At 27.7% G+C, this 25,435-nt stretch carries 23 protein-coding genes; 10 read left to right on the forward strand and 13 right to left on the reverse strand.

What is annotated here, in order from left to right:
* Position 1 precedes the first annotated feature (1 nt).
* Genes F0310_RS01720 through F0310_RS01745 form a run of 6 tightly spaced genes read right to left on the reverse strand, consistent with a single transcriptional unit; the run spans position 2 to position 6,032 of the window.
* Positions 2–1,786, reverse strand: coding sequence for a hypothetical protein (locus F0310_RS01720; protein ID WP_182117247.1), 1,785 nt, complete (start codon positions 1,784–1,786; stop codon positions 2–4).
* A gap of 5 nt (positions 1,787–1,791) precedes the next feature.
* Positions 1,792–2,730: a hypothetical protein gene (locus tag F0310_RS01725; protein WP_182117693.1), complete on the reverse strand. Its 939-nt coding sequence runs from the start codon at positions 2,728–2,730 to the stop codon at positions 1,792–1,794.
* Positions 2,731–2,761: 31 nt separating this feature from the next.
* Positions 2,762–3,247, reverse strand: a complete 486-nt coding sequence (locus F0310_RS01730; protein WP_182117248.1) for a CarD family transcriptional regulator — start codon at positions 3,245–3,247, stop codon at positions 2,762–2,764.
* 47 nt (positions 3,248–3,294) lie between these two features.
* Entirely contained in the window at positions 3,295–3,888 is a 594-nt protein-coding gene (locus F0310_RS01735; RefSeq protein ID WP_182117249.1) for a hypothetical protein, read from the reverse strand.
* Positions 3,881–4,609, reverse strand: coding sequence for a 16S rRNA (uracil(1498)-N(3))-methyltransferase (locus F0310_RS01740; RefSeq protein WP_182117250.1), 729 nt, complete (start codon positions 4,607–4,609; stop codon positions 3,881–3,883). The genes F0310_RS01735 and F0310_RS01740 overlap by 8 nt, the downstream gene beginning before the upstream one ends.
* A 7-nt stretch (positions 4,610–4,616) precedes the next feature.
* Positions 4,617–6,032, reverse strand: coding sequence for a S41 family peptidase (locus tag F0310_RS01745; protein WP_182117694.1), 1,416 nt, complete (start codon positions 6,030–6,032; stop codon positions 4,617–4,619).
* A 61-nt stretch (positions 6,033–6,093) separates the two neighbouring features.
* Here F0310_RS01745 and F0310_RS05915 point away from each other — a divergent pair, with 61 nt between their 5' ends.
* Genes F0310_RS05915 through F0310_RS01760 form a run of 4 tightly spaced genes read left to right on the forward strand, consistent with a single transcriptional unit; the run spans position 6,094 to position 10,671 of the window.
* The gene (locus F0310_RS05915; RefSeq protein ID WP_232535933.1) at positions 6,094–6,513 is read left to right on the forward strand and encodes a hypothetical protein; all 420 of its coding nucleotides are present in this window, start codon (positions 6,094–6,096) and stop codon (positions 6,511–6,513) included.
* 4 nt (positions 6,514–6,517) lie between these two features.
* A complete protein-coding gene (locus F0310_RS01750; protein ID WP_182117251.1) occupies positions 6,518–7,651 on the forward strand; it encodes a P-loop NTPase in 1,134 nt (377 codons plus the stop codon).
* 9 nt (positions 7,652–7,660) lie between these two features.
* Entirely contained in the window at positions 7,661–8,620 is a 960-nt protein-coding gene (gene lgt, locus F0310_RS01755; protein ID WP_182117252.1) for a prolipoprotein diacylglyceryl transferase, read from the forward strand.
* A gap of 53 nt (positions 8,621–8,673) precedes the next feature.
* A complete protein-coding gene (locus F0310_RS01760) occupies positions 8,674–10,671 on the forward strand; it encodes an EAL domain-containing protein (RefSeq protein WP_182117253.1) in 1,998 nt (665 codons plus the stop codon).
* A gap of 94 nt (positions 10,672–10,765) precedes the next feature.
* Here F0310_RS01760 and F0310_RS01765 read toward each other — a convergent pair whose 3' ends face one another.
* Positions 10,766–11,371, reverse strand: a complete 606-nt coding sequence (locus F0310_RS01765; RefSeq protein ID WP_182117254.1) for an LA7/P22 family lipoprotein — start codon at positions 11,369–11,371, stop codon at positions 10,766–10,768.
* 113 nt (positions 11,372–11,484) lie between these two features.
* Here F0310_RS01765 and F0310_RS01770 point away from each other — a divergent pair, with 113 nt between their 5' ends.
* The gene (locus F0310_RS01770) at positions 11,485–12,861 is read left to right on the forward strand and encodes an aminopeptidase (protein WP_182117255.1); all 1,377 of its coding nucleotides are present in this window, start codon (positions 11,485–11,487) and stop codon (positions 12,859–12,861) included.
* 6 nt (positions 12,862–12,867) lie between these two features.
* Positions 12,868–13,137, forward strand: a complete 270-nt coding sequence (locus F0310_RS01775; RefSeq protein WP_182117256.1) for a PTS sugar transporter subunit IIB — start codon at positions 12,868–12,870, stop codon at positions 13,135–13,137.
* A 19-nt stretch (positions 13,138–13,156) separates the two neighbouring features.
* Here F0310_RS01775 and F0310_RS01780 read toward each other — a convergent pair whose 3' ends face one another.
* Genes F0310_RS01780 through F0310_RS01805 form a run of 6 tightly spaced genes read right to left on the reverse strand, consistent with a single transcriptional unit; the run spans position 13,157 to position 21,370 of the window.
* Positions 13,157–14,200: an NAD(P)H-dependent glycerol-3-phosphate dehydrogenase gene (locus F0310_RS01780; protein ID WP_182117257.1), complete on the reverse strand. Its 1,044-nt coding sequence runs from the start codon at positions 14,198–14,200 to the stop codon at positions 13,157–13,159.
* Between the two features lie 17 nt (positions 14,201–14,217).
* On the reverse strand, positions 14,218–16,509 hold the full coding sequence (locus tag F0310_RS01785) for an AAA family ATPase (RefSeq protein WP_182117258.1): 2,292 nt from the start codon (positions 16,507–16,509) through the stop codon (positions 14,218–14,220).
* A 10-nt stretch (positions 16,510–16,519) separates the two neighbouring features.
* Positions 16,520–17,737, reverse strand: coding sequence for a tyrosine--tRNA ligase (gene tyrS / locus F0310_RS01790; RefSeq protein WP_182117259.1), 1,218 nt, complete (start codon positions 17,735–17,737; stop codon positions 16,520–16,522).
* Complete coding sequence (locus F0310_RS01795) at positions 17,734–19,077, reverse strand: glycine--tRNA ligase (protein WP_182117260.1); 1,344 nt, start codon at positions 19,075–19,077, stop codon at positions 17,734–17,736. The genes tyrS and F0310_RS01795 overlap by 4 nt, the downstream gene beginning before the upstream one ends.
* Positions 19,078–19,107: 30 nt before the next feature.
* Entirely contained in the window at positions 19,108–20,580 is a 1,473-nt protein-coding gene (gltX, locus tag F0310_RS01800; protein WP_182117261.1) for a glutamate--tRNA ligase, read from the reverse strand.
* 13 nt (positions 20,581–20,593) lie between these two features.
* Complete coding sequence (locus F0310_RS01805; RefSeq protein ID WP_182117262.1) at positions 20,594–21,370, reverse strand: hypothetical protein; 777 nt, start codon at positions 21,368–21,370, stop codon at positions 20,594–20,596.
* Between the two features lie 129 nt (positions 21,371–21,499).
* On the opposite strand from F0310_RS01805, the gene F0310_RS01810 reads away from it, so the two are divergent.
* Genes F0310_RS01810 through F0310_RS01825 form a run of 4 tightly spaced genes read left to right on the forward strand, consistent with a single transcriptional unit; the run spans position 21,500 to position 25,027 of the window.
* The gene (locus F0310_RS01810; protein ID WP_182117263.1) at positions 21,500–22,639 is read left to right on the forward strand and encodes an HD-GYP domain-containing protein; all 1,140 of its coding nucleotides are present in this window, start codon (positions 21,500–21,502) and stop codon (positions 22,637–22,639) included.
* A gap of 12 nt (positions 22,640–22,651) precedes the next feature.
* On the forward strand, positions 22,652–23,386 hold the full coding sequence (locus F0310_RS01815; protein WP_182117264.1) for a 5'-methylthioadenosine/adenosylhomocysteine nucleosidase: 735 nt from the start codon (positions 22,652–22,654) through the stop codon (positions 23,384–23,386).
* Positions 23,376–24,548 carry a methionine adenosyltransferase gene (metK, locus tag F0310_RS01820; protein WP_182117265.1) on the forward strand — a complete coding sequence of 391 codons (1,173 nt, stop codon included), beginning with the start codon at positions 23,376–23,378 and terminating at the stop codon, positions 24,546–24,548. Before F0310_RS01815 ends, metK begins: the two co-directional genes overlap by 11 nt.
* Complete coding sequence (locus F0310_RS01825; protein WP_182117266.1) at positions 24,545–25,027, forward strand: S-ribosylhomocysteine lyase; 483 nt, start codon at positions 24,545–24,547, stop codon at positions 25,025–25,027. The genes metK and F0310_RS01825 overlap by 4 nt, the downstream gene beginning before the upstream one ends.
* Positions 25,028–25,435: the final 408 nt, after the last annotated feature.

Here is a 25,435-nt window from a genome sequence, read left to right on the forward strand (position 1 = left end):
ATTACCTATAATTGACCCGTATTAAATGGAATATAAAAATTAATAAGAGGAATAAAAGCAAAACAAAAGACACGTATATATTAATAAACATTTGAATAAAGATCGACATTAAAATAAATAACAAATAATTTATAAAAATCGAAATAACAACTGAAAAAATAGCTATCATTAAGCATATTAAAAATACTATAAACTTAGAGTCAAATTCAAAACTAACCTTAGAAGAAACACCTATAAATAAAACCCCCCATAAAACCAATAAAATTGGATTTATCAATAATAAAAGACTGAAAGAAAAAATACTTATTAATCTCAAGTTAAGCATTTCAACTTGACTAAAAGCTTGCAAAAGTCCTGGAACGGACAAAAATATATTACTGCCAGAATTTGAAAATAAATGTAAATTATCAACATCCTTATTAATGCTAATAATAGCAGGTTCACTTAAATCAAAATCTCTAGCCGACACAATAATTTTAGTGGAAATGATATTACTATCTTCATTATACTTATCCAAAACATTTTGATGAACCTCATTACCCTTAAGAGTAGCAAATGGAACTTTAATATGAAATATAATATTACCTGCTTTATTGAATCTAATGAGCTCAAAATTTTTAACCATTTTTATATAAGAAATACCATTTACAATTTTTTGCATATAAATATAATCGAATGTCTCATTCTCAGAGTTAGACTGGAACAACAAAACATCATTTATACCATGATGTTCATAATATTTTTCAATCTCATCAAAGAAAAGATAGTCGTTTCTAAGTTTTTCCAAAGACTTATTCTTATAACTTAAAATCTCATTATCGTTTGGAAATAATTTATGAAGTCTCAAGAATCCATAGTATGCATCTCTAAATTTTTCTGTATTAAAATATAAAAAATTTTTCTGCTTCTCTTCCAAAACTAGATGCCTCTTCTCATTCTCAATATTCCTACTCTCATTAATAGCCTCAAAAGTTAAGTCTAAAAGAGCAGCAAGATCATCATCTCTAGTAGAAGCAAATCCTATATAAGCAAAATAATTAGCTGTAGCATAATCGCCCTTATCAATAAGCTCATTAACAATATCTTGAAAATCTTTTTTAGTGAGACTTCTAATTAAATATGTCTTAATAGTCTTTTTAATTTTTTCTAAATTAACATCATAAATAGGCATTCTATTATATTCTGACTTCACTAAGTAATAATTAATAGAAAGTTCATCATTATCAAAATCAATAAGCCTCATTTTATTATATATTCTAACTAAATCTTCTAAATACTTCCTTTTCTTTTTCATTGCTTCTATTAAATTATTTACATCTAAAATCTTATTTGTTGATAAGCTTATATCTATGCCCTTTACTTTATTTACTATTTCATTTGCCTGATTTTCAAGAAGATTATATCTCTCGTAACTATATCTATACTCACTCCTTTGAGTAATAGCATAAGGCAAAATAAAATTAAAAATAAGAGAAACAACAATTCCTACTATAAAAAATAAAAAGACAAATGGATAAAATTTTCTAAATAAATAACCTCTATATTCTTTTAAATAAACTCTTGTTTCATGCTGACATAAGAAAATAAAATAAACACAAACAAAAAAAATAAAAAATCCATTAAAATAATGATGAATACCTAAAACAGTATCAAAAAATGTGGCTACTAACCTATATTTCTCTAAATAATCTGATCCCAAAAAATATGTATAACAAAAAATTAAACAAATAAATAAAAATAAATAAATAATAAAATTGCTTATAAAAAAATATAACTCTCTTTTCATAAACTCTACAAATTATTATCAAATCCTTCATTAATCTTAATACAATCGGATATAAATCCAAACAAATAAATAGAAAAGAAAGTCAGAATACAAAAAATAAAAGGAATATAATCAGAGATCACATTCTCTCCCAAAATTAAATTAAAATTTTTAGGAAACTCAATTGCATAAATATTATAAACTTTAAAAAATAATATAATAAAAATAGGGTAAAGAAATAAAGAAAAATTACTTGAGAATACAAGATTAAAAATATAAGAAAATGAAAATAAAAGCAAACCAAACCCAAATATGTTAAATATCAAACCAACCTTTCCTAAAGACAGAAAAAAATTATTTAAAGTTTCCAAATCATTAAAAACATAGCTAATCAATCTACTGTATAATTTCTGTATCAAAAATGCATCTTTCTCAGGATAAATAGTATTAACTTGAGAAAAGTATGGACTATATGAAAATTCATTAAAATCATTGTCATTATTCTCGTTTTTTTCTACCTTTAAAAGACCCTTAAAACCAAAAAATTTAACATCATTACTATAAAATAATAGCTTGCCATCAAAAAAATGCACTATACCATCTCTAATAACTCTGTCTCTAGCTTGATGAAGATTATTAAACATAGAATTAAAATTAGAAGACGATTTAAATCCAAAGTAGGACAACGATAATATAAAAATAAAAGTAATAAAATACAAAGTTTTAGATATTCTTGAAACCTCTATACTAAAAGGATAAGAAATTCTCATAAAAGTAATAACAAGGGCTAAAGGAAATGCATAAACATAAGTATCATAATATAGTTCCCAACTAAAAATAGAAAAATCTACATATAGAAATTTATATTTCAAATAAAATGTAAAAAGAAAGACAAAAGACAAAATAAAAAATATAACAATAAACCTACAAGTTACTAAAAAAATAAATTTTAAAGCATTTAGCATCATAAATCCCTATACGTCGAAAATAAACATTTTAAGACTTTTTAGCAGATAAAACATCTTTAATTTTTTGTTTAGCTTCTTCAAAACTAATTTGCAAAGCTAAACTAATTTCATGCTCCAAAATCAACTCAAAATCATTTAAAATCCTTTTTTCATAGAACGGCAATTCTTTCTGAGTAGACTTTGCGTATAAGAATTTATACAATTTAGCGGTATTTAGTATATCATTTTGCTTATAAAAATCATGACTACCATCTTTTATTTTTTTTTGATCTATTTGACCTTCAAAATCTTTAATAACATCAAAGACTTCCTTCACCTTTTCTCTACTAACCAAAGCTCTAATCCCAAGATCATCAGCCCTATCAACAGGCACCATAAAAGTCATCTCATTAAAGGGAAAGTATATTTCATAATAATCAATAAACTTACCATTAAACTCTTTATTTTGAATATTTTTTATCCTACCCACTCCCTGCATTGGATAAACTACAGCTTGATCTAATACAAATGCCACTTTTTACCTCATATAATAAATTTCACTAATATTTAAATCAAAAGAAGTTATAAAAACACACTTAAATTAGTTCTAATACCAAATTTATTTACGTAAAACAAATTTTCAAGATAATCATTGCTACAAAAACTTATTATCATACTAGGAGTAAGTTTGTTAATATTTGCAAAAAACATTTCTCTATTTCTCTTAACAGCTTTCAAATCATAGTAACCAATAAAATTAATCTCTTTATGTGATTCTTTCAATCTTAAAAAATTCTTCTTAGAAATTATTTTATCCTTGTCTATAATATAGCATGTTTTATATGTATTTTCTAGTATACTCATCAAAATAAGCAAAATTGAATTTGAATCATAACAACTAACATCAATTTTTTTAAAAAGCTTGCAAAGAACCCTCAACAACTTGGAACTTGAAAAGACAAGTGAAGAATCCTTAATAATATTTCTAAACTTTTTAAAAATCAAAAATTTTACTAAAGTCTTAAAATTAACAAAAATAACCATTGAATGATATGGATGGGACAAAAGATATTCAAATCGACTCACTAATTTATCATTATTCTTAAACACATCTATTGGCATCCCGAAAAAATAAATCCTATCCGGTTTTGAGTATATATCTTTTAAATTAGCCATTATTACCCTCTAATAACAATTTAAAACAAATAAGTGAATAAACAATAGCTGTATCTGCTCTCAAAATTGAAGTATTAAACCTAACAAATTTAAAACCCAAATCCTTAAATAAATTAATTTCTGCTATTGAAAAGCAACCCTCAGGTCCTATTAAAATCCCAATTTTATGTAAAGTACTTATGCTATCGCCACAACCTAATAAAATACCATCTTGATGAGCAACATAATAATTAACAGAAGATGAATAAGGAACACTAAAAAAATTTTCGTAAAAATTAATATTAGGAACATGTACATTGCCACTTTGTTTTAGAGCTTCATCTATTATTTTTAAAAATCTAGATCTTTTAAAATTTAAATCATCAATATCTATCTTAGAAACAGAATTATCACCATTAACAATGTTTATATGATCTACTCCAATTTCAACAATTTGTCTTAAACATAAATCTAATTTCCTGCCCTTAAGATTAGATATAAACATACTTATTTCAAAATGCCGCCTTTTTATTTTCTCTATCTTAAGAGTATAAAGCTTAATAAGCTTATTATCCATGCTTAAAATTTTAGCAAACCTTATTTCTTTTCCTTTCAACAAAACATTTAATGTATCCCCTACCTTAAACCTTCTCACATGAAAAAGATAATGGCAAATCTTACTATCGTTAATAACGATATCATTCCCAAATAAACAGCTATCATCTAAGACTATTTGTTTCACAGACCAACTATTTAGTTTCGTTTAAAAGATATTCATAAGAAGCTCTTAATGCCTTATCATAATGTAAATTATAAATCGGGACTTCTTGATTTGTGTCTTGATAAAATTTAGTAAGAATATACTGACCTAAAAAGTCTTTATCCACATTATAATTATCATGTCCCTTAATAAGAACATCAATAAAATTATCTATTTCATATTCAGTAATAGTCTTTCTACCCTCTAAAAAATGCCCTATTAAATCCTTGTCAAAAATTTCTTTATATGCTACTACTTCTTCCTCGGAAAAATCCTTCACAACAATCTCTAAATCAGGTTCAATTCCAATATTATGTATACTTTGACCAGATGGAGTATAGTATTTTGAATTAGTAATCTTAAATCCTCCCGTATGGAAAGGGATTACATTTTGTATAACTCCTTTACCATAGGATTTTTCACCTATAATGTAAGCTCTCTTATGGTCTTTTAAAGCTCCAACTAAAACTTCAGATGCTGATGCTGAATGCTTATCAATTAAAGCAACAATTTTCATATCTAAAGGCACCAAAAACTCAGAACTAGCCTTATATTCAAAAGGAGCTTTAGTATCTCTTGTCTTTGTTGAAACAATAACTCCCTCAGTCAAAATATCATCGGCTATCTTTATTGCATCCTTCAGAAATCCTCCGGTATTAAGTCTTAAGTCTAAAATCAAAGATTTAATATTCTGAGATTTAAGTTTTTCTAAAGCTTTTCTAAAGTAACTATTAGTGTTTGGGTTAAAACTTACTATCCTAATATACCCAACTTCTTCATTGATAACATCATATTTAACAGTCTGTATGTCCAATTTTTCTCTTACAAGTTCAAATTCTAATTTTAAATCTTTACCTCTTAGAATAGAAACTTTAACTTTTGTACCTTCTTTCCCTCTTAAAAGCTCAACAACTTGTTCTACCGTCATCAAAGAAGCACTTTTACCATCAACTGCTGTGATATAATCACCCGATCTTATGCCAGCCTTATACGCAGGTCCCTCCTCAAAAGGAGTAAGAACTTTAACATAAGAAAAACTAGGTTCAAGATTACCTCCTTTAGAAGGATCTTTTTTAGTAATAGTAACCCCAATTCCAACATAATTTCCCTCTGTAGTCTTTGATATCTCTTCCAAATCTTTTCTTGTTAAATATTGAGAATACGGATCATCCAATGCCTGAAACATCCCCTTTAAAGCCCCTTCAAAAATAGCTTCATCATTAACAGGTTCAACATAGTTTCTCTTAATAAAATCAAAAGCTTCTGTCATCATATGACCATAATTTGACACAGATAATTTACTTTTAGAAGAATTTGATTGTGCAAAGATAGACTCTACAACAACTAAAAAACTCATGCTAATAGCTAATAAGAAGCATCCAAATATTAAAAATTTTTTTTTCATCCAATTAATTCCTACACAAATAAAACTTGATTTTATCTTCATAATATAATACTTTAAGATTATGTTAAAGACAAATACTTTGAAAATAAAAATTATATATTGCACTGTTGCTATGCAAATACTTAAAAGCCTATTAATACTGGTGGAACTTTATGGAGCTATCAACAAAACGATATTTGTCAGTAATTCTTCTATTAAGTTTATGCTATCTTTCATTATATTTTCACCAGAATTATTTCTTACAATAATAATAATAAATTATTTGTTGTATGAAAAATTTAAAATTCTTCACAATTTGATCATAACAACAAAAATTTTTCAAATAATAATGGGAGTTATGTTATTCATATTGGGTTATAGTCTTCGCTTATATGTATATCAACTATCCCTATTCCATCTTTTAGGAATAATAATAATTTACGCTACATTCAACTCAATAAGTCTAGTTTTAATCAAAATAAAGGACAAATTAACGGAGTAAAAGTTTGATTATAGTACCTGTAGCTAGCGGTAAGGGAGGAGTTGGGAAATCTCTTTTTTCAACTAACGTTGCAATTTGTCTTGCAAACGAAGGGAAAAAAGTATTGCTTATTGACCTTGATCTTGGAGGCTCCAACCTACATTCTATGCTAAATATCATACCTAAGAAGAGCATTGGAACTTTCCTTAAAACAAAAATTTCATTCAAAAATATAATAATAGAATCTGGAATTAAAAATCTAAGTTTTATTGCAGGGGACTCCGACATTCCAGAGCTTGCAAATATAGTTAACTTTCAAAAGAGAAGAATAATAAACAATCTAAAATCTCTCACCTATGACTATTTAATAATTGACCTTGGCGCTGGAACAGCATTTAATACAATAGATTTCTTTTTAATGTCAAATCGTGGAATCATAGTAACAATACCAACAATAACAGCAACAATGAATGCCTATTTATTTTTAAAAAACACAATCTTTAGAATTATATCAAAAATATTTACAAAAGACACAAAAGGACACAAAATAATTTCTGATATTAAAAAAGACTTTAGCAATTTACAAAAAATATATATACCCAACCTATTACTCAAAATAGAAAATTATGATCCTGAAAATTATGAAAAATTCATAGCAATTTTTTCACGATTCAGCCCTTTTATAGTCTTTAATATGTTAAAAACACCTGATGAAATTCAAAAAACAGAAAAAATACTAAAATCCGCAAAGGATTATCTAAACATAAACTTACAAAGCATAGGTTCAATTTATAAAGATGAAATTATTGATCAAGCATTAAACCATAAAATACCAATAACAATCTATAAACCTACAAGTTTAACTTCTAAAAGCATTAAAAAAATAGCAAAAAAATTAATTGAACTTGAAAACCTAATAAATGATGCAGCACTTTTAAGTGATGACGATATATATGAAAGCTATAATTTTGTATTTAAAGAAGCACAAGATGAGTACATGGAGAAATATGAATATCTCGAATCCTTGCTATTAGAAAAAAAAATAGACAATAATGAAATTATCGACATAATAAAATCCCAACAAAGGGAAATTTCAACATTGAGAAAACAAAACATGATGTTTAAAAAAAAATTATTTAAACAATTAAAAAAAGAGTAAGGAGAAAAAATGCCGAATTACATAAATTATCCCTCTTGGTTAAACCCTGAAATAATTAAAGGAATTCCAATTACATGGTATAGCCTTTCCTACATTATAATAATCATGATTTGCTATAAATTCATTTGGTACCAAATAAAAATTGACAAAATTGATATTAAAAGAAGTGATTATGAAAAAATGATGTTTTCACTTGTTATAGGAGCAATAATAGGCGGTAGGCTAGCCTCTACATTAATTTATGATAAAAGTGGTCTTTATTATACACACCCATGGCTAATATTCCTACCATTTGATAAACACTGGAATTTCACAGGCTTTAGAGGAATGGCAATACACGGAGGGTTTTTTGGAGTAATTATTGCACTATTAATAACAATTAATACTAATCTTAAGAACACAAATGTGAGAAAATACTTTATAAAGATAACAGATTATGGAGCGATTGCTTTTTCTTCAGGATACATACTAGGAAGACTTGCTAACTTTGCAAATGCAGAGCTTTACGGAAGACCAATGAAAGGAGGAATAATATTCCCAAAAGCAGTACCTTTTAACACAAGCGACAAGGGAGTAAAAGAATTTGCAGAATCAATTGGGCTTATGCTGTCTCCTCATGATTTATTTGTTAACTTACCAAGGATTCCATCACAACTAATTGAAGGATTTTTCGAGGGAATTGTATCTTTTTTATTATTATGGTTTGTCTTTAGAAAAATAAAAAAATATGATGGTTTTATTTTTGGAGTATATATAATTCTTTATGGTTTCTTTAGATTCTTAATTGAATATTTAAGAGAACCGGATAAAGAAATAGGATTTGTTATCACATATAGCCCACCTGAGAGTCTATTCGACTTCTCTTTCTTAAACATATCAATGGGACAAGTACTTTCTCTAATTTTGATACTATCCGGAATAATTTGGCTTTTATGGGCCAAGATGAGATCAGAAAAATTAAATAAATAAATCAAAAAAATGTAGATTTATAACAAAATCACTATAAGTTTATTTATAGCAAGATGAAAAATACATATCCAAATGCAATTGCAATATCTGAACAAAAAATTAATGATAAAGAGATTGCAAGACTTCAATCTATTTTCAACTTATTATATATATCATACTCTAGAAAAAACATCTCCAAAGAATACATCAAAAAAAATAACATTAAGTTTGCTATTATTTATAACCACAAAAGACCTATAGAATTTTCAATCAATATAGCAAATGATTTACAAAGCATAAATAAAGTTTACTCTATCATAATAAACAACAAAAATAGAGTAAAAACAACTTACAAATTCAACTACATAGAGATATTAAACGATATTCACGAACTAAGCTTTAATCACAGCTTAATTTGTCAAAAAAAGTTTTTCCATGATAATAACAATGCAAACCTTGATTTTTTCTTAAATTTAGCTGAACTTATTAAAGAGATTGTAATAATTACAAATATTGAAAATGATATTATATATGTCAATGAAAAAGGAAGCAAAGAGCTTGAACTTCCAATAAAGACTAGAGGAAAAACAAATAAAATAACTGACATCAATATCATAGATTTAGAAAAGGAAAATAAAATAGATTTAAGTTATACCATAAATGACATTCCTGAATTCAAGAACATATTAATAACTGACTGCCTTTTAATAGTAAAACAAAATAAAAAATTAATTGTAGATCTATTTGTTAGCACAATTGGCCAAAATAACATTGATAAATTAATAACAATAAAAGAAATATCTCATTTAAAATATAAAAACTATGATAAGAATCTTGAAATTATTGATAAACAAACAGATTTATATAATATCAAAGAACTTGAAAATCTTTTAATAAATCAAATTGAATCTTCTTATAAAAATACGTATTTATTTGACTTAGACTTACACATAAATACAGAATATGAATACAAAGGAAACAGGGCAAATATAGACTTTAAAATACTCAAAAAAATAACTTCTAAAATAATGTCATTTTATTCAGAATACATATTTCGAATAAAAGATAATAACTTAATAGTTATTATTTCCACAAATGGTGGAGAGAAAAGATTAATTGCAATTGCAGAAGAAATTAAGAAAACTATCTCTAATGAGCTTAAAAAGCAAGGATTAATAATATTTAAATTCAATATAGGAGTAATAGAAGCTAATTTACAAGAAGACATAGAAGTAACAATTTCAAAACTAAAAATAGCAACAAAAATATCTTCTGAATACAAAGATTCTCTCCCCATTTTATACAAAGACGAACTTCCAGAAACAATACTTATCAAAAATCAAAATAAAATATTTGAATATATAGTAAAAGCAATAAAAAACGACTTTTTCACTCTCTACTATCAAAAAATAACTCCCCTTAAAAAAAATTTAAAACCTAAAATTGAAATATTAACAAGACTTTTTGATCATACAGGTTCTCCTATTCCAAATATCACAGTATTCAGTTTAATAGAAAAATATAATCTAACTGTCGAAGTAGATCAACTGGTTGTTACTAAAGCCTTAAGAGAATATACAAATTTCGTAGCAAAAAATGGGATACATATTTTTTCAATCAACATTTCACCTCACTCATTAAAATCTAAAAGTTTTAGAATGTTCTTACGAGAAACACTTCTTACAAGTCATGTACCACTTCAAAACATATGCTTAGAAATAACAGAAACTGGAATTTTAGAAAATTTTGAACTAGTTAACAACTATTTCAAAGAACTTAAAAGTTTTGGAATCAAACTAGCACTTGACGACTTTGGAAGCGGCCACACCTCACTCTCATATATTAAAATATTACCCATAGATATCATAAAAATAGATGGATCTTTTATCAAAGTAATAAATTCCAGTCAAACAGATCTTGTAATAATAAAATCAATAAAAGAAATTGCTGATACAAAAAGAATAAAAATAGTAGCTGAATTTGTATCAAATGAAGAAATACTTAAAAAAATCAATGAAATTGGAATAGACTATGGACAGGGATTTCTATGGCATGTACCAGAACCAATATAGAGTATATTACTAAGGTATTTAGGATCAACAATAGACCTTTTATAATTAGTAAGGCCTATTGTTAAAAACTAATAAAACATACCAATTTCAATATTTAGTTCATTGACAATACCGTTTTTGCAAGATTACTAGTTATAAAGTTAACAGTAACTAATATGTTTTTAGCATCTTCATCATTCTTATCAATGGAGACATTTATTTTACCATCAATAATATCAAGTCCTTTAAAAGTCTTTATAAACTCTCTTGCAGAATCATTTTTAACTCCATGTAAATTCATGTCTATAATTTTTTTAATATCCGAACTTAATCCTACAAAAATATGAGAATCATGATTACTACCACCAATATCAATATTTGACTTCGCCACATATACGTTTTCATATGAGTAAACAGTTAACTTAGCATCTGCACTTGAATCTACTTCTCTTAGACCTTCATCATAAACTGCAAAATGCATAACTTTAATAGCTTTTCCTATCTTTGAACGTTCTTCTTTGTCAGCATCAGACATTCCCATTGCATGCAACACATGCCCCAAAGTATGATCATCAATAGAACCACTACTTAAAGATTCAGAATGATCATGTTGATTATGTTCCTTACTCTCTTCTGATTTATTCTTAGATTCACACCCTAACAACATCAAAAGAAATATAGTTACTAATAAAATATTTTTAAAAAAATAATTTCTGTACATAAATATTCTCCTATAGTTTATCATTATCTTTAAAAGATAATGATAAATCAATTGTTTTATATAAATTTATGTATCATTCAACTGCTATAATAAAAAAGTAAGGAGAAATTTAAATGAAAAAACAAAACCCTTGGATTTCTTTAAAAAAAGAAGAAAAGCATAAAATTCTAGAATTTTCAGAAAAATACAAGAATTTTTTAAGCACTATCAAAACTGAAAGAGAAGTTATCCATTATTCCATAAAAAAGGCTAAAGAAAAAAGATTTATCTGTTCATATGAAAAAAAAGAATTAAAACCCGGAGACAAAATCTTTTACACATGTCGAGACAAAAATATTGCTATTGTTTTTATTGGAAAGGAATCTATTGAGAATGGAATAAACTTTATTGTATCTCACACAGACTCCCCAAGACTTGACGCAAAACCATCACCAATTTCGGAAGAGAATGAATTTGCATTACTTAAAACAAATTACTATGGAGGAATCAAAAAATATCAATGGTTATCTATTCCTCTATCAATACGAGGAGTAGTATTTTTAAAAAACGAAGATAAAATAGAAATTAATATCGGAGACAACAAAAATGATCCCGTATTTGTAATTCCTGACATACTGCCACATCTTGATAAAAAAGTACAAAGAGACAAAAAATCCGAAGAAATTATTGAAGGTGAAAATTTAAAAATAATAATTGGAAGTCTACCTATTGAAACTAAAGAAAAAGATAAGGTAAAGCTTGCTATACTTGATTTAATAAATAAAAAATACAAAATAGAAGAAGAAGATTTTGTCTCAGCAGAAATAGAAATAGTGCCAGCAGGAGAAGCAAAGGATGTAGGGCTTGATAGAGCACTTATTGGTGGTTACGGTCAAGATGACAAAGTTTGTGTTTACACCTCATTAGAGGCTATTTTAAGCTTAGAAGAAACTCCAAACAAAACTGCCGTATGTTTCTTGGTTGATAAAGAAGAAATTGGATCAACTGGATCAACTGGTTTAAATTCAAGATACCTTGAATTCTTTGTTTCAGACATATTATCCAAACTTGAAGGCAATAAATATAATAATCTTTTTGTTCAAAAGGTACTATGGAATTCAAAAAGCATATCTGCTGATGTTTGTGGGGCAATTAATCCATTATTTAAATCTGTACATGATGAGCAAAATGCACCTAAAATAGGATATGGAATACCTATAATGAAATATACAGGGCATGGAGGTAAATATATGGCCAGTGACGCCGATGCTGAACTTGTTTTTTATATTAGAAATTTGCTAAACAAAAATAAAATAGCTTGGCAAGTAGCTACACTTGGTAAAGTAGAAGAAGGAGGAGGGGGTACTGTTGCAAAATTTTTAGCTCATTATGGAATAAGAACAATAGACATGGGCCCTGGCGTAATTAGTATGCACTCGCCCTTTGAAATAACTTCTAAATTTGATGTACACACTTCTTATATGGCATATAAGGCATTCTTTCAAGGATAAATAAATATGAATAATGAAAAAGCAATAAAAACATCGGAACATATCATAGAATGTTTTGGTGGTATTGTAAACATCAAAGAAATATATAAAGATGTTACTAGAATCAAAATACTAGTAGACAGCAACTCTTTAGTTAAGAGAGAAAATTTAACAAAGGATAAAAATATAATAGGAACAATTAAATCAAATGAATTCACAGAAATAGTAATGAATTTTGAAATAATTGAAGATGTTTACAACAACATCTTATATATGCTGAATAAACACACAAGTTAAGTATTAGGACCCAATGGGCCTAATATTTAAAATTTATTATGTATTCAATAACAGATTCAGGATTTGTTTCCTTATTCAATATTTTATAAACAACACCTGCTAAACCTTGAGAATCTAAATCATTCTCTAAAAGCAAAAAAACTTCCCTAGCAGCAATTACGCCCTCTGGAATATAACCAATTTTATGTATATTACTTATTAAATCATCTATGCCTTCAAAACTATTTAAAATACTATTGCTAACAAGTTCACGGCCAAATCTTCTATTTCTTCCAAAAATACTTCGACAAGTAACATCCAAATCCCCAGAACCAGCTAAAAACAAAAATGTCTTCTCACTACAGTCACCAACCTTAAACGCAATGTTTTTCATATCATTTAAAGAAACTGAAAATAAAAAAGATTCTGTGTTATTTCCTATCAAATTTGATTTTTTATTCTTATACTCATCCAAAATCCCAAATGCAATTGCAAATATATTTTTCAAAGCTGATGCTATCTGGATACCCAAAACATCATCACTATAAAAAACAGAAATGGAAGTATTAGCAAACAAATCCATAAACCTAGTCGCTTGATATCTGCTTTTACTAGCAACCATAAGTCCTGTAATTATACCAAGGCCAACTTCCTCAGCATGACTGGGCCCCGCAATATAAGTAATCTTACCCTTATAATCACTCAAAATATTCTCTGCTACATCTACAATAGGACAAGGTTTTCTCCCAAAAGTTATAAAACCCTTAGTAAGTATTGCTATCCCAGGCTTTTTATCAGTAATAATACTATTTAAATTCTTAAAAATTCCCAAAGTATAAAGTGAAGGAGTTGCAACAAAAACATAATCAGCTAAACTCACAGCATAACTTAAATCAGAAGTTGCAACCAAATTATATGGCAATTTAATTCCCTTTAAATATCTAACATTTTCATGCTCATTATTAATACTATCTTTAATATCTTCTTCAAAAGACCATAATAAAACATCATCTTCACCCTTCTCAGCCAACACCTTAGCAATAGCTGTCCCCCAAGCACCTGCACCAATTATCGATATCTTCATATATAGCTCCTATACATTCATAATAATTCATATTTCATAATACCCTCTAAATAAATTCTAATTTTATTATTTTTTTTAATTTTTTTAAAAATCATTTCATTAATTAACAAGCTTCCTATTTCTCTAATTATAATCTTCCCTGCACTTTTAATACCAAACCCACTTCCATATGTCTTACTCTTAAAATAAGCTACAATATCTTCCTCAAAAAAAATATCAATATCCTTTTCTTTTAATATTTTAATAAAATTATTAATCTCTTTCTTAATAACTTTCTCAAAGTCACCTTCATCCACAGGTCTGAATGCAAAAATATGATCTATCAAATCCAAAAACTGACTAGAAAACCTCTTCTCTAGCATATTCCTACTGCTTATTGCCTCATTTTTAAATCCAATACTGTTAAATTCTCTCTGATCAATGTTAATATCTATTATTATTATGCTATCTGACAAACTAACACTTCTACCAAAACTATCACAAAATTTTCCTATATTAAATCCTTCCAAAAAAAAATTTATAACTCTTTTATGCGCTTTATCAAAATCTGGTAGAAAAATAATTGAATTTGAAGACCTACTTAAAAACTTAAAAAACTTAGTAGGTTCATCATAAGAATCAGGAAAATACATAGGACCTATTAGCCTATTAATACCATCAAAATCACCATACTCACTCATAACTAAAGTAAACTTAGGCATTTTAAGTTCTTCTGATAAAAGACATAAAAGTTTATTTTTATCAAAATCAGAAGAGCTCATAAAAACAAAAAGACCAAAAGTATTCTTTTTTAGCAGAAATTTAATCCTTAAAAGTTTTATGTTTAATATCAAATCAGATAAAACATCTTCATCAATTATAATGTTATCTCTTATTTTATGTTCAAGATTGACAAGCAAATTGTCATCTTGTTCATCAAAATTAAAAATACTTATTCCAACCATAGATTTAAAAAAATCTTTAACATCATTTTCAGTGATTATTTTTTGACTACCCTCAAGCTTAAACTTAGCCCCAAGCTCATCCAATAAATCAAATGCCTTATCTGGAAGAAATCTATCTTTAATATATTTACAAGACATAGAAACAGAAGCCCGTATCGCCTCATCTGTATACTTTACATTATGATGTTTTTCATACTGTCCCTTAGCTCCTTTCAACATAAGATAGGTGTCTTCAATTCCTGGTTCCTTAAGTTCTATACTATGAAACCTTCTTACTAAAGCTTTATCTCTTAAGAAGAATTTTTTATATTCATATTCCGTAGTAGCACCTATAAATTTCACTTTACCTAAAGTCAAAATAGGTTTCAATAAATTTGAAATATCTATACTACTAAAAGATGTTGCGCCAGCTCCAACTATCATATGAATTTCATCTATAAATAGAATTACCTGCTTTTGTAAATACAAAAAATCTAAAACTTTATTTACTCTAGCCTCAAGATCTCCTCTATATCTAGTTCCAGATATAAGCTTACCAATATCAAGAGAATAAACCTCATATCCTTTTAATTCCTGAGGTACCCTACCTTTTTTTATAATATAAGCAAGTCCTTGAATTAATATTGTTTTCCCAACACCAGGCTCTCCAAACAAGATTGGATTACTTTTATACTTGCGTAGCATTACTTGAATCAACTTATTTAATTCTTTCTCTCGTCCAATCAAGGGATTTTTCTCTAAATTTGGATCTAAACTATCAATAACATTTACTAGAAATTCCTTAACAAAACTATTGTCGTCTAATGAATCATTACTGCTTTCCAATCTAAAATGATCTTCCTCAAAAATATCAAACCCTCCATTTTTATCTACCTCTTCATCAGGTACATGATCAGAGACATCTCTTTTACTGTCAACTAATCCTAATTTTAAGTCTGAACCCAAATAATCATAAACCTCAATCATCTTATCAAAGATAGACAAATTAAAACCCGATTTCAGCAAAGCATCTAAAATTGTATTTTGTCTTTTTCTAATCAATACCCATAATAAATCTTTTTCCTGTATTTTATATGGTTTTTTATAATAAAAAATTGTATCAATTATCTCCTGATATAAATCATTTATCTTAAAAGCATAATCTAAAATATTAGAATTTCTTAAGGGAAGTTTCTCGAAAAACTCTTCTAATATCTTTTCAAGATTGTAAAAATCGAGAGTACATAATTCAAGCAATTCTTTAATCTTATCATCATTAATTAAACTATGAAAAACATGTTCTTCTGTAAAGACAGCATGTTGACGTTCCATAAAAAACAGAAATGATTTAAAGAATAAATTATTTAAAGCTCTTCTGTTATACACAAAACCCCAACTATAAAACAATTCTTAAAATTTTTTTCTTACCAACTCTGAGTTCAAACTCACCATTAGTAAAATTATTCTTAGTAATGTGATAATTTTGATCTCCTATTCTTACTTTATCTACATAAACCCCTCCCGAGTTAATCAATCTTCTAGCTTCTGACTTACTAGATACAACTTTTGAAATAACCATTAAATCAATCAATAAAATTCTATCCACCAAATTAGCTAATTTTAACTCAAAAAAAGGAATGTTGGCTCTCTTGCCCTTCCCATTAAAGGCAGCTGAAGCAGCATCGGCAGCCTTTAAGGCTAACTCCTTCCCATGAACAATTTTTGTTATTTCAAAAGCTAAAGTTTCCTTTGCCCTGTTTAATAAACTCCCTTCAAAACTTGAAACATTCTCAATCTCATCTTCCTCTAAAAAAGTAAATAGATACAAAAACCTCTTAACATCTAAATCAGGAATATTCCTAAAATATTGATAAAAATCATAAACACTATAAATTTCAGAATCAAGATAAACAGCTCCCTTTTCTGATTTTCCCATTTTCTTACCATCACTTCTTGTAACAAGAGGAAATGTAAGACCAAAAACCTCTTTCTCAGTTTTTCTTCTTACTAAATCAATTCCAGACAAAATATTACCCCACTGATCGTCCCCTCCAATTTGAAGACTACAATTTCTAATTCTATTGAGCATATAAAAATCATAAGATTGCAAAAGCTGATAATTAAATTCAATAAAAGAAAGTCCAGTATCTAATCTTCTCTTATAAGTCTCAAACCCTAACATACGATTAACAGAAAAATGAATTCCAATATTCCTTAAAAATTGAATATAATTGATGTTATCAATCCACTCCGCATTATCAAGAACATATCCACTACTAAAATCTACTATCCTTAATAACTGCTTCTTTATTGCATTAACATTTTTTTCTATATCATCTTTTGATAGAATTTTTCTCATCTCATCCTTTCCAGAAGGATCACCTACCTTTGTAGTACCACCACCAATTAAAGCAATTGGAATATGACCCTGCCTTTGAAGATGTACCATTCCCATAAAAGGAATTAAGTGTCCAATATGAAGAGAGCTAAAAGTAGCATCAACTCCCACATAAAAAACTATCTTCTCCCTATTCATCAATTCACTTAAAGCTCTTAAATTTGTACACTGTTTTAAGAATCCTCGCTTCTTTAAAATTTCTAAGGCAAGATTCATCTATTTGAAACTCCCCCCCCCCTGTAGTTTAGCATTTCAGTCCTAATATACGAATATAACTCATTAAGTGAAATTCTTACTTGAGTCATACAATCTCTTTCTCTTAGAGTAACCGTTCTATTTTCCATAGTGCCATAATCTACTGTCACACAATAAGGTGTTCCAATTTCATCCTGACGTCTATATCTTTTTCCTATTGTACCACTATCGTCATAAAACATATAAAAATCATCACTAAGCTCCATAAATACTCTTCTAGCAAGATCATCAAGTCCATCCTTTTTTACAAGAGGAAGTATGGCAACTTTATAAGGAGCAAGATTAGGATGTAAGCGAAGAAATACTCGTTTATCGCCGCTCTCAAGTTCTTCACTTACATATGCATCACAAAGAGTCATTAAAACACTCCTTGTAAGCCCGAGAGATGTCTCAATAACATAAGGAATATATTTTTCACCATTTATTAAATCATGGTATTCAAATACCTTAGGCTTATCACAAAATTTAGCATGTTGAGTTAAATCATAATTGCCTCTATTATGTATTCCCTCAATTTCCTGGAAATCAAATGGAAATTTATATTCAATATCAACAGCTGCTTTAGCATAATGAGCAAGTTCATCTAAGTCATGTTCTTTAAACCTAAGACTATCTGAATTTATCCCAAGAGTTTCTATAAAAAAATTCATTCTATTTTGCTTCCAATAAGAATACCAATCATCCATTTGATTTGGATGTACAAAAAACTGCATCTCCATTTGCTCAAATTCACAAGTTCTAAAGATAAAGTTTTTTGTTATTATTTCATTCCTAAATGCTTTACCAACTTGAGCTATTCCGAAAGGTATTTTAAGTCTTGTAGAGTCCAATACATTGCGAAAATTAACAAAAATACCCTGAGCTGTCTCTGGCCTTAAATAAATTTCATTTGAGCTCTCTTTTGTAGCCCCTATGCTAGTTTTAAACATTAGATTAAAATTTTTAGGATCTGTAAAAGAACTCACTGCACCACAGCCAGGACAATCCCTATATATATCAATAAAATCTACTCTAAATCTATTTTTACAATCTCTACAATCAACTAAAGAGTCTGAAAAATTATCAACATGTCCCGAGGCTTTCCAAACTTCAGGCCTCATAAAAATAGAACTATCCAATCCCACCACATTTTCATGCAAATAAACTATACTTTTCCACCACTCTTTTTGTATGTTATTTTTAAGCTCAATGCCCAAAGGACCATAATCCCATGCCCCTGAAAGGCCTCCATAAATTTCTGATGATTGAAATATAAAACCCTTTCTCTTAGCAAGTGAAATAATATCTCCTATTCTTGTCATAGCAATATCCTTAAAATAATATTATTTTTATTATTCATGTCTCTTCAAAAATTCTTGTGCTAAGTTTATTCTATCAAAAACTTTATCTTTTCCTAGTAATTTTAAAGAATCAAAAAGAGGAGGTGATACCTTACTTCCAAGAACTGCAACCCTAATTGGAAGAAGGACTTCTCCTATTTTTAGATTATTTTCATTAGCAAAATCATTAAACACTTTTTCGTTTTCAAGCAATGATCTTTCTTCAAATCCTTCTAATATTGGCTTAATCTTATCTAAAATCAAATAAATATCACCTATTGTTTTATTTTTAAATAAAAACTCATCTAAATTCCATGTTTTAATATCCTCATAAAAAAACTTAAGCATATTTATAGCTTCGCTAAGCTTTCTAATTCTTGTTTTTATGAGGGGAATTAAAAGTACTAATTTCTCCTTATCTTCATATTTAATATCTTCTTTAATATAGCAAGCTCTTTGCAAGAAAGGAATTAAAAGTTTAGCCAATTCCTCATTTTCTTTTTTTCTAATGTAATAACTATTAAAAAAATCTAATTTATGATAATCAAAAATAGCAGGAGATTTATTTATCTTATTAAGATAGAACAATTTTTGAAGTTCATCCTTTGTAAAAAATTCTTTCTTATCATTATAAGACCAACCAAGCAATGCAATATAATTAATAATAGCATCTGGTAAGTACCCATCATCAATAAACTGTCTTAAAGCTGTTGCACCATGTCTTTTGCTCAATTTTTGACCATCATTACCCATAACCATTGGAAGATGACAATAAATGGGAGGAGTCCAACCAAAGGCATTATAAAGTAGAATATGTAAAGGACCTGAAGAAATCCATTCCTGAGCCCTTAAAACATGAGAAATTTTCATTAAATAATCATCAATAACATTTGCAAGATGATAAGTAGGTAGTCCATCAGACTTAAGGATAATAGGGTCAGGATTAATATTTTTATTCAACCATGTTACCTTGTCAAGCAAAATATCGTCAAAACTAGTTTCACCTTCAAGGGGCACTTTAAATCTAATAACAGGACTTATTCCTTCACACAAAGCATTCCTAACCTCATTATCGTTTAAATTTCTACAATGCCTGTCATATCCTGTTGCCATCTTATTAACAGTTTGAATCTTTCTAATTCTTTCTAGCCTCTTCGGAGTGCAATAACAATAATAAGCATTTCCCGATTCAACTAATTTTTTAGCATATTCATTATATATATCAATTCTCTTTGACTGAACATAAGGTTCATAAGGCCCACCACAAGTGGGTCCCTCATCAAAATCAATTCCAAGCCACTCCAAACTTCGATAAAGGTCATCTTCAGCTTCTTTAAAATATCTGGTCTGATCTGTATCTTCTATTCTAAGCAAAAATTTACCACCACAAGACTTAGCAAAGAAATAATTAAATAAAGCCGTTCTAATTCCTCCAATATGTTGGAAACCGGTTGGTGAAGGTGCATATCTAACTCTTACATTCAAAACCTATCCTCTCTTAATAAAAAATATCTTTTTTTGAGCTATCATAAATGTAATAAAAAACTACAAAAAATAAATTTGAGCCCAGTAGTTTTGTATGTTTAATATTAAGCTTATCTTTATATTTAAAATATTTATCTCTAATTCTAAATTTACTGGTCTCAATTAAATAAGATACCACATTAGACTTTTTTAATATATAAAAATAATAAATTGTAAAAATAGGTTCTCTCAAAAAATATTTTTTTAAAAAAAATATTATTTTACCTAGTTTTTCATATTCTTCAAAGGAAATCATACTAAGCGCTACGCAATACTTTATCCATCTATCCTTACTTTTCGCATACTTTAAAATTAAACTAGATGCCTTCTCTTTTTCTCTAAAACTAATAAGCACAGAATAAAGTTCTACAATCGTTTTATTGCTAATATTATTATCTTTTAAATAAAAATAAACTTCATCAAGACTTTTTTTATCTTGTTTAATTAAAATTATCTTTAACAAAAGAGAAATATCAAATACACTCTTAAGTTTTCTTCGTATTATCTTAAGCTTCAAGAAAATATAAGTATTATCTATCCCATTAAATACAAAATATAATCTTGAATAAAGCAATTTAGAATAAAAAATATTAAATGCAATTAAAAATAAAATAAACCCTAAAATAAAATAAGAACTAAATAAAACAAATTCTAGTACATTCGAATATTTTAAAATTTCTAGAAAAAAAACTAAACACAAAAAAAATCCAACGAACATTACATTAAAAATAAAAAGTATTATATTTACCATCAAAAATCTCTTTTAAAATAAGTTAAACTGTAAAATTGAGATATACAATTATATTATACTAAATAGATAGACAATTAATAAATAATGTGTTATACATGTTTATTAACAAGTTTAACCTTAAGGGGAAAGATGCAAAGCCTTGATGAGTTGGCAAAAGATATAAAAGTCTTCTCTTATATAATAGATAAGGATTTTTTAGTATGGCCCGAAAATTCTCTTGTCAAACCTAAAAACATTGAGCTAATAGAAAAATGGGGTTTAAGAGGCGAGCTTAATATAAAAATGAACTTCTTTAATGATTCCTTAGTGAATAAAGGAAATATACTGAACACCTCAGAATATGACAAGGAATCTATTTCAAACTATCATATATTAGTAAGTAACTTGGAAGAAATATATGAAACTTGTAAAAAAAATAAAAAAATTTATTATCAAGATATTTTACCAACTGCAAAAAAAGTAATAGAATTTTATAAAAAAAATCAAAAAACATTTATAAGATATATAAAAATACCCAAATTTTTATCCGACTATCATATCGTACACTCAATAAATACTGCAATATTAACAGTAGCACTTGGACATGAGATGAATTTAAATAACCATAAGACAGTTGAATTATGTACAGTAGCACTCCTTCACAAAATAGGATTTTTATTTATTCCTTTAAAAATAAGTGAAAAGCAAGAAAAATTAAGCGATAAAGAGTTTGAATTAATCAAGAAATATCCTATTCTTGGTTATAAAATTGTATCAGCAACTGATTTTTCTAACTCTATCTGCTCAACATTGCTTAATCATAAAGAAAACTTAGATGGATCTGGCTATCCCAAAAAACTTAAAAGCGAAAACATTAGCATTGAATCAAATATAATTGGTGCTGCTAGTGCATATAGTGCAATTATTTTAGATAAAACATATAAAAAATCTTTAAATTCCGGTGCATCTCTTATAGAGCTAATACAAGATGCAGATAAAAAATTTGATAAAAGAGTTTTAAAATTAATTATCAAAGTACTCTCTCAATGCCCGCTAGACTTTATCGTGGAACTCAACGATAAATCAATTGCTAAAATAATAAAGGTAAATGAAGAAAATCTTAATTATCCTTACATAAAATATATAATAAAAAACGGTAAAGTCATACCTCCTAATGAAATCCAAGACAATATCAAGTCAATACCTAAAACAGAAACGGGAATTAAAAAAATACTTGGACAAAATGAGATAGAATTTCTTTTAAAAAAATATTCTTTAAAAGAAATATAAAAAGGAGAAAATATGATTTTAATAGTATCTGCAATGGATGAAGAAGCAGTAGAAATAAATAAAATAATTGAAAAAAGAAGAGAAATTATATTAAACGACTGCATAGGCGAGAAGAAAGTTCAGAAAGGAGAAATTTCAGGACATGAAGTAATTTCTTTAACTACTGGAATTGGCAAAGTAAATGCTACCTGTTGGACTAGCTATATCATATCAAAATATAAAATAACTCACATAATCAACTCAGGAACTGCTGGTGGAATAAAAGATGATTCTAATCTTAAAATTCAAGATATAATAATATCATCAGAAATGGCATTTCATGATTTTGACTTAACTAAATTTGGACATAAAATAGGACAAGTCCCAGGATTGCCTCAAAAATTTAAAGCAGATAAAGAATTATTAAAAAAAGCAGTTAAAGCCATAGAGAACAAAATAACAGAAATTAATGTTCATATTGGATTAATACTTACAGGAGACCAATTTATTGGAAACAAAAAACAATTAGAAATAATTAAGGGTAATTTTCCAGATGCTTTAGCAGTAGAAATGGAGGGGGCTGCTATTGCACAAGTTGCACACACATTTAAAATACCTTTTATCATTACACGTTCTGTATCTGACTTGCCAAACATTAAAGATAATCACATAGATTTCAATAAGTTCCTAAAAATCGCGTCAATGAATTCAGCTAGAATGGTAAAGGAACTTATTGAACTAATAGAAAAAGGAAAAAATGATAAATAAAAACAACCAGACATCAACTTCTGAAGCCGTGTCTGAGGGACATCCCGACAAGATTGCAGATCAAATATCAGATGCAATACTTGATGAAATGTTAAAAAAAGACAAAATGGCAAAAGTTGCTTGTGAAACATTAATTTCACAAAATTTAGTAGTTATTGCAGGAGAAATAAATAGTATATCAAAAAAAGACATAGATATAAAGGAAGTTGCTAGACGAATAATTAAAAATATTGGATATACAAACATAGAATATGGACTTGATTATAAATCTGTTACAATAATTGATGCTATTGGATATCAATCAATAGATATTTCAAATGCAGTTGAAAGAAAAGATACAAAGGTCACGGGAGCAGGAGATCAAGGAATAATATTTGGTTATGCATGCAATGAAACCGAAAATTTCTTACCCATAGCTTATGAATTAGCTAACTTAATTCTGCAAAAAGCTAGCAAATTTAGAAAAACAGGAGAAATTAAATGGCTACGCCCTGATGCAAAATCACAAGTTACTATTGAATATAATTCTAATAAAACTCCTACTAGAATAAGCAGTATTGTTGTATCTCACCAACATGATCCTGATATCTCTCAAGGTCTAATAAGTAAAACAATAATTGAAAAGATTATAAAACCTACACTAAAAAATAAATCAATGCTTGACCCTAATATTAAATATTATATTAATCCTTCTGGAAACTTTGTCATTGGTGGACCAACAGGCGATACAGGACTTACAGGAAGAAAGATTATAGCTGACAGCTATGGAGGATTTGCAAGACATGGTGGTGGTGCTTATAGCGGAAAAGATGCTACTAAGGTTGATCGCTCAGCTGCCTATATGGCAAGATACATTGCTAAGAATATGGTAGCAGCTGGCATTTCCAAAGAATTTGAAATACAACTTGCTTATGCTATTGGAATTTCTAATCCAGTATCTGTTAAAATAACTACAGGAATAAATGATGAGAATTATGAAAACAAAATATTAAATTTTATCATAAATAATTTTGACCTAACTCCAGATGGTATAATTAAAAAATTAAAATTGAGGGAACCTATTTACTCTAAAACATCAACATACGGACACTTTGGAAAAAATGAGTTAGAGTGGGAAAAGTTAGACTTTGTAGACAAAATTAAAGAGGAATTTAAGACATGAATAAAATACCAAGCTTTACAGTTGATCACACAAAACTAAATCCTGGCATATATGTCTCAAGAAAAGATGTTTTTTCAAATATAACATTTACTACTGTGGACATTAGAATGAAAGCACCCAATAGGGAGCCTGTAATAAACAATGCAGAAATGCACACTATTGAACACATAGGTGCAATGTTAATAAGGAACCATAAAGAATGGAAAGATAAAACACTATATTTTGGCCCAATGGGATGCAGAACTGGATTTTACCTAATCCTTTTAGGAGATTATGAAAGTAAAGATCTTATTAGCTTAATATCTTGGCTTTTCATTGAGATAACAAATTTTCAAGGACACCTTACAGAAGTAGGTGCAACTGAAAATGAATGCGGGAATTATCAAGATCACAATATTGACATGGCAAAATATGAATCTAAGCAATATTTAAAAATACTAACAAATATCAATAAAGAAAATTTAATATATCCATCATAATGTTTACCGCAGACCATAAAAATAAAAAGTATATTATAAGAATTAACAAACGACACATTATACTAATAAATAAAATCTAAAGGTACTCTATGCGTTGGTTCAAAAAGAAAAGATCTATTATAAAAGATCGGGAAATTATATATTCTAAGAAATAAAACCAAAATTAATTCTTGTACCTATATCAAATCCTATAATCACAGGGTTCTCACTTACTATATAGTCTAAAAATGTAAGTTAACTCTGAAAATCCATGCATACTATCTTAAAACCGAAAAATATTCAAACTAAATATCGCTATATCAGGAACAAATAAATAATTAAGATAAACTCTAATTGATACTGAAAGATCATGAAGCTCAAAATTACCAGAAGATCTTATTTGCTCTTTTATGTCATGAACTCATATCA

The sequence above is a fragment of the Borrelia sp. A-FGy1 genome, assembly GCF_014084025.1.
Lineage (GTDB): Bacteria > Spirochaetota > Spirochaetia > Borreliales > Borreliaceae > Borrelia.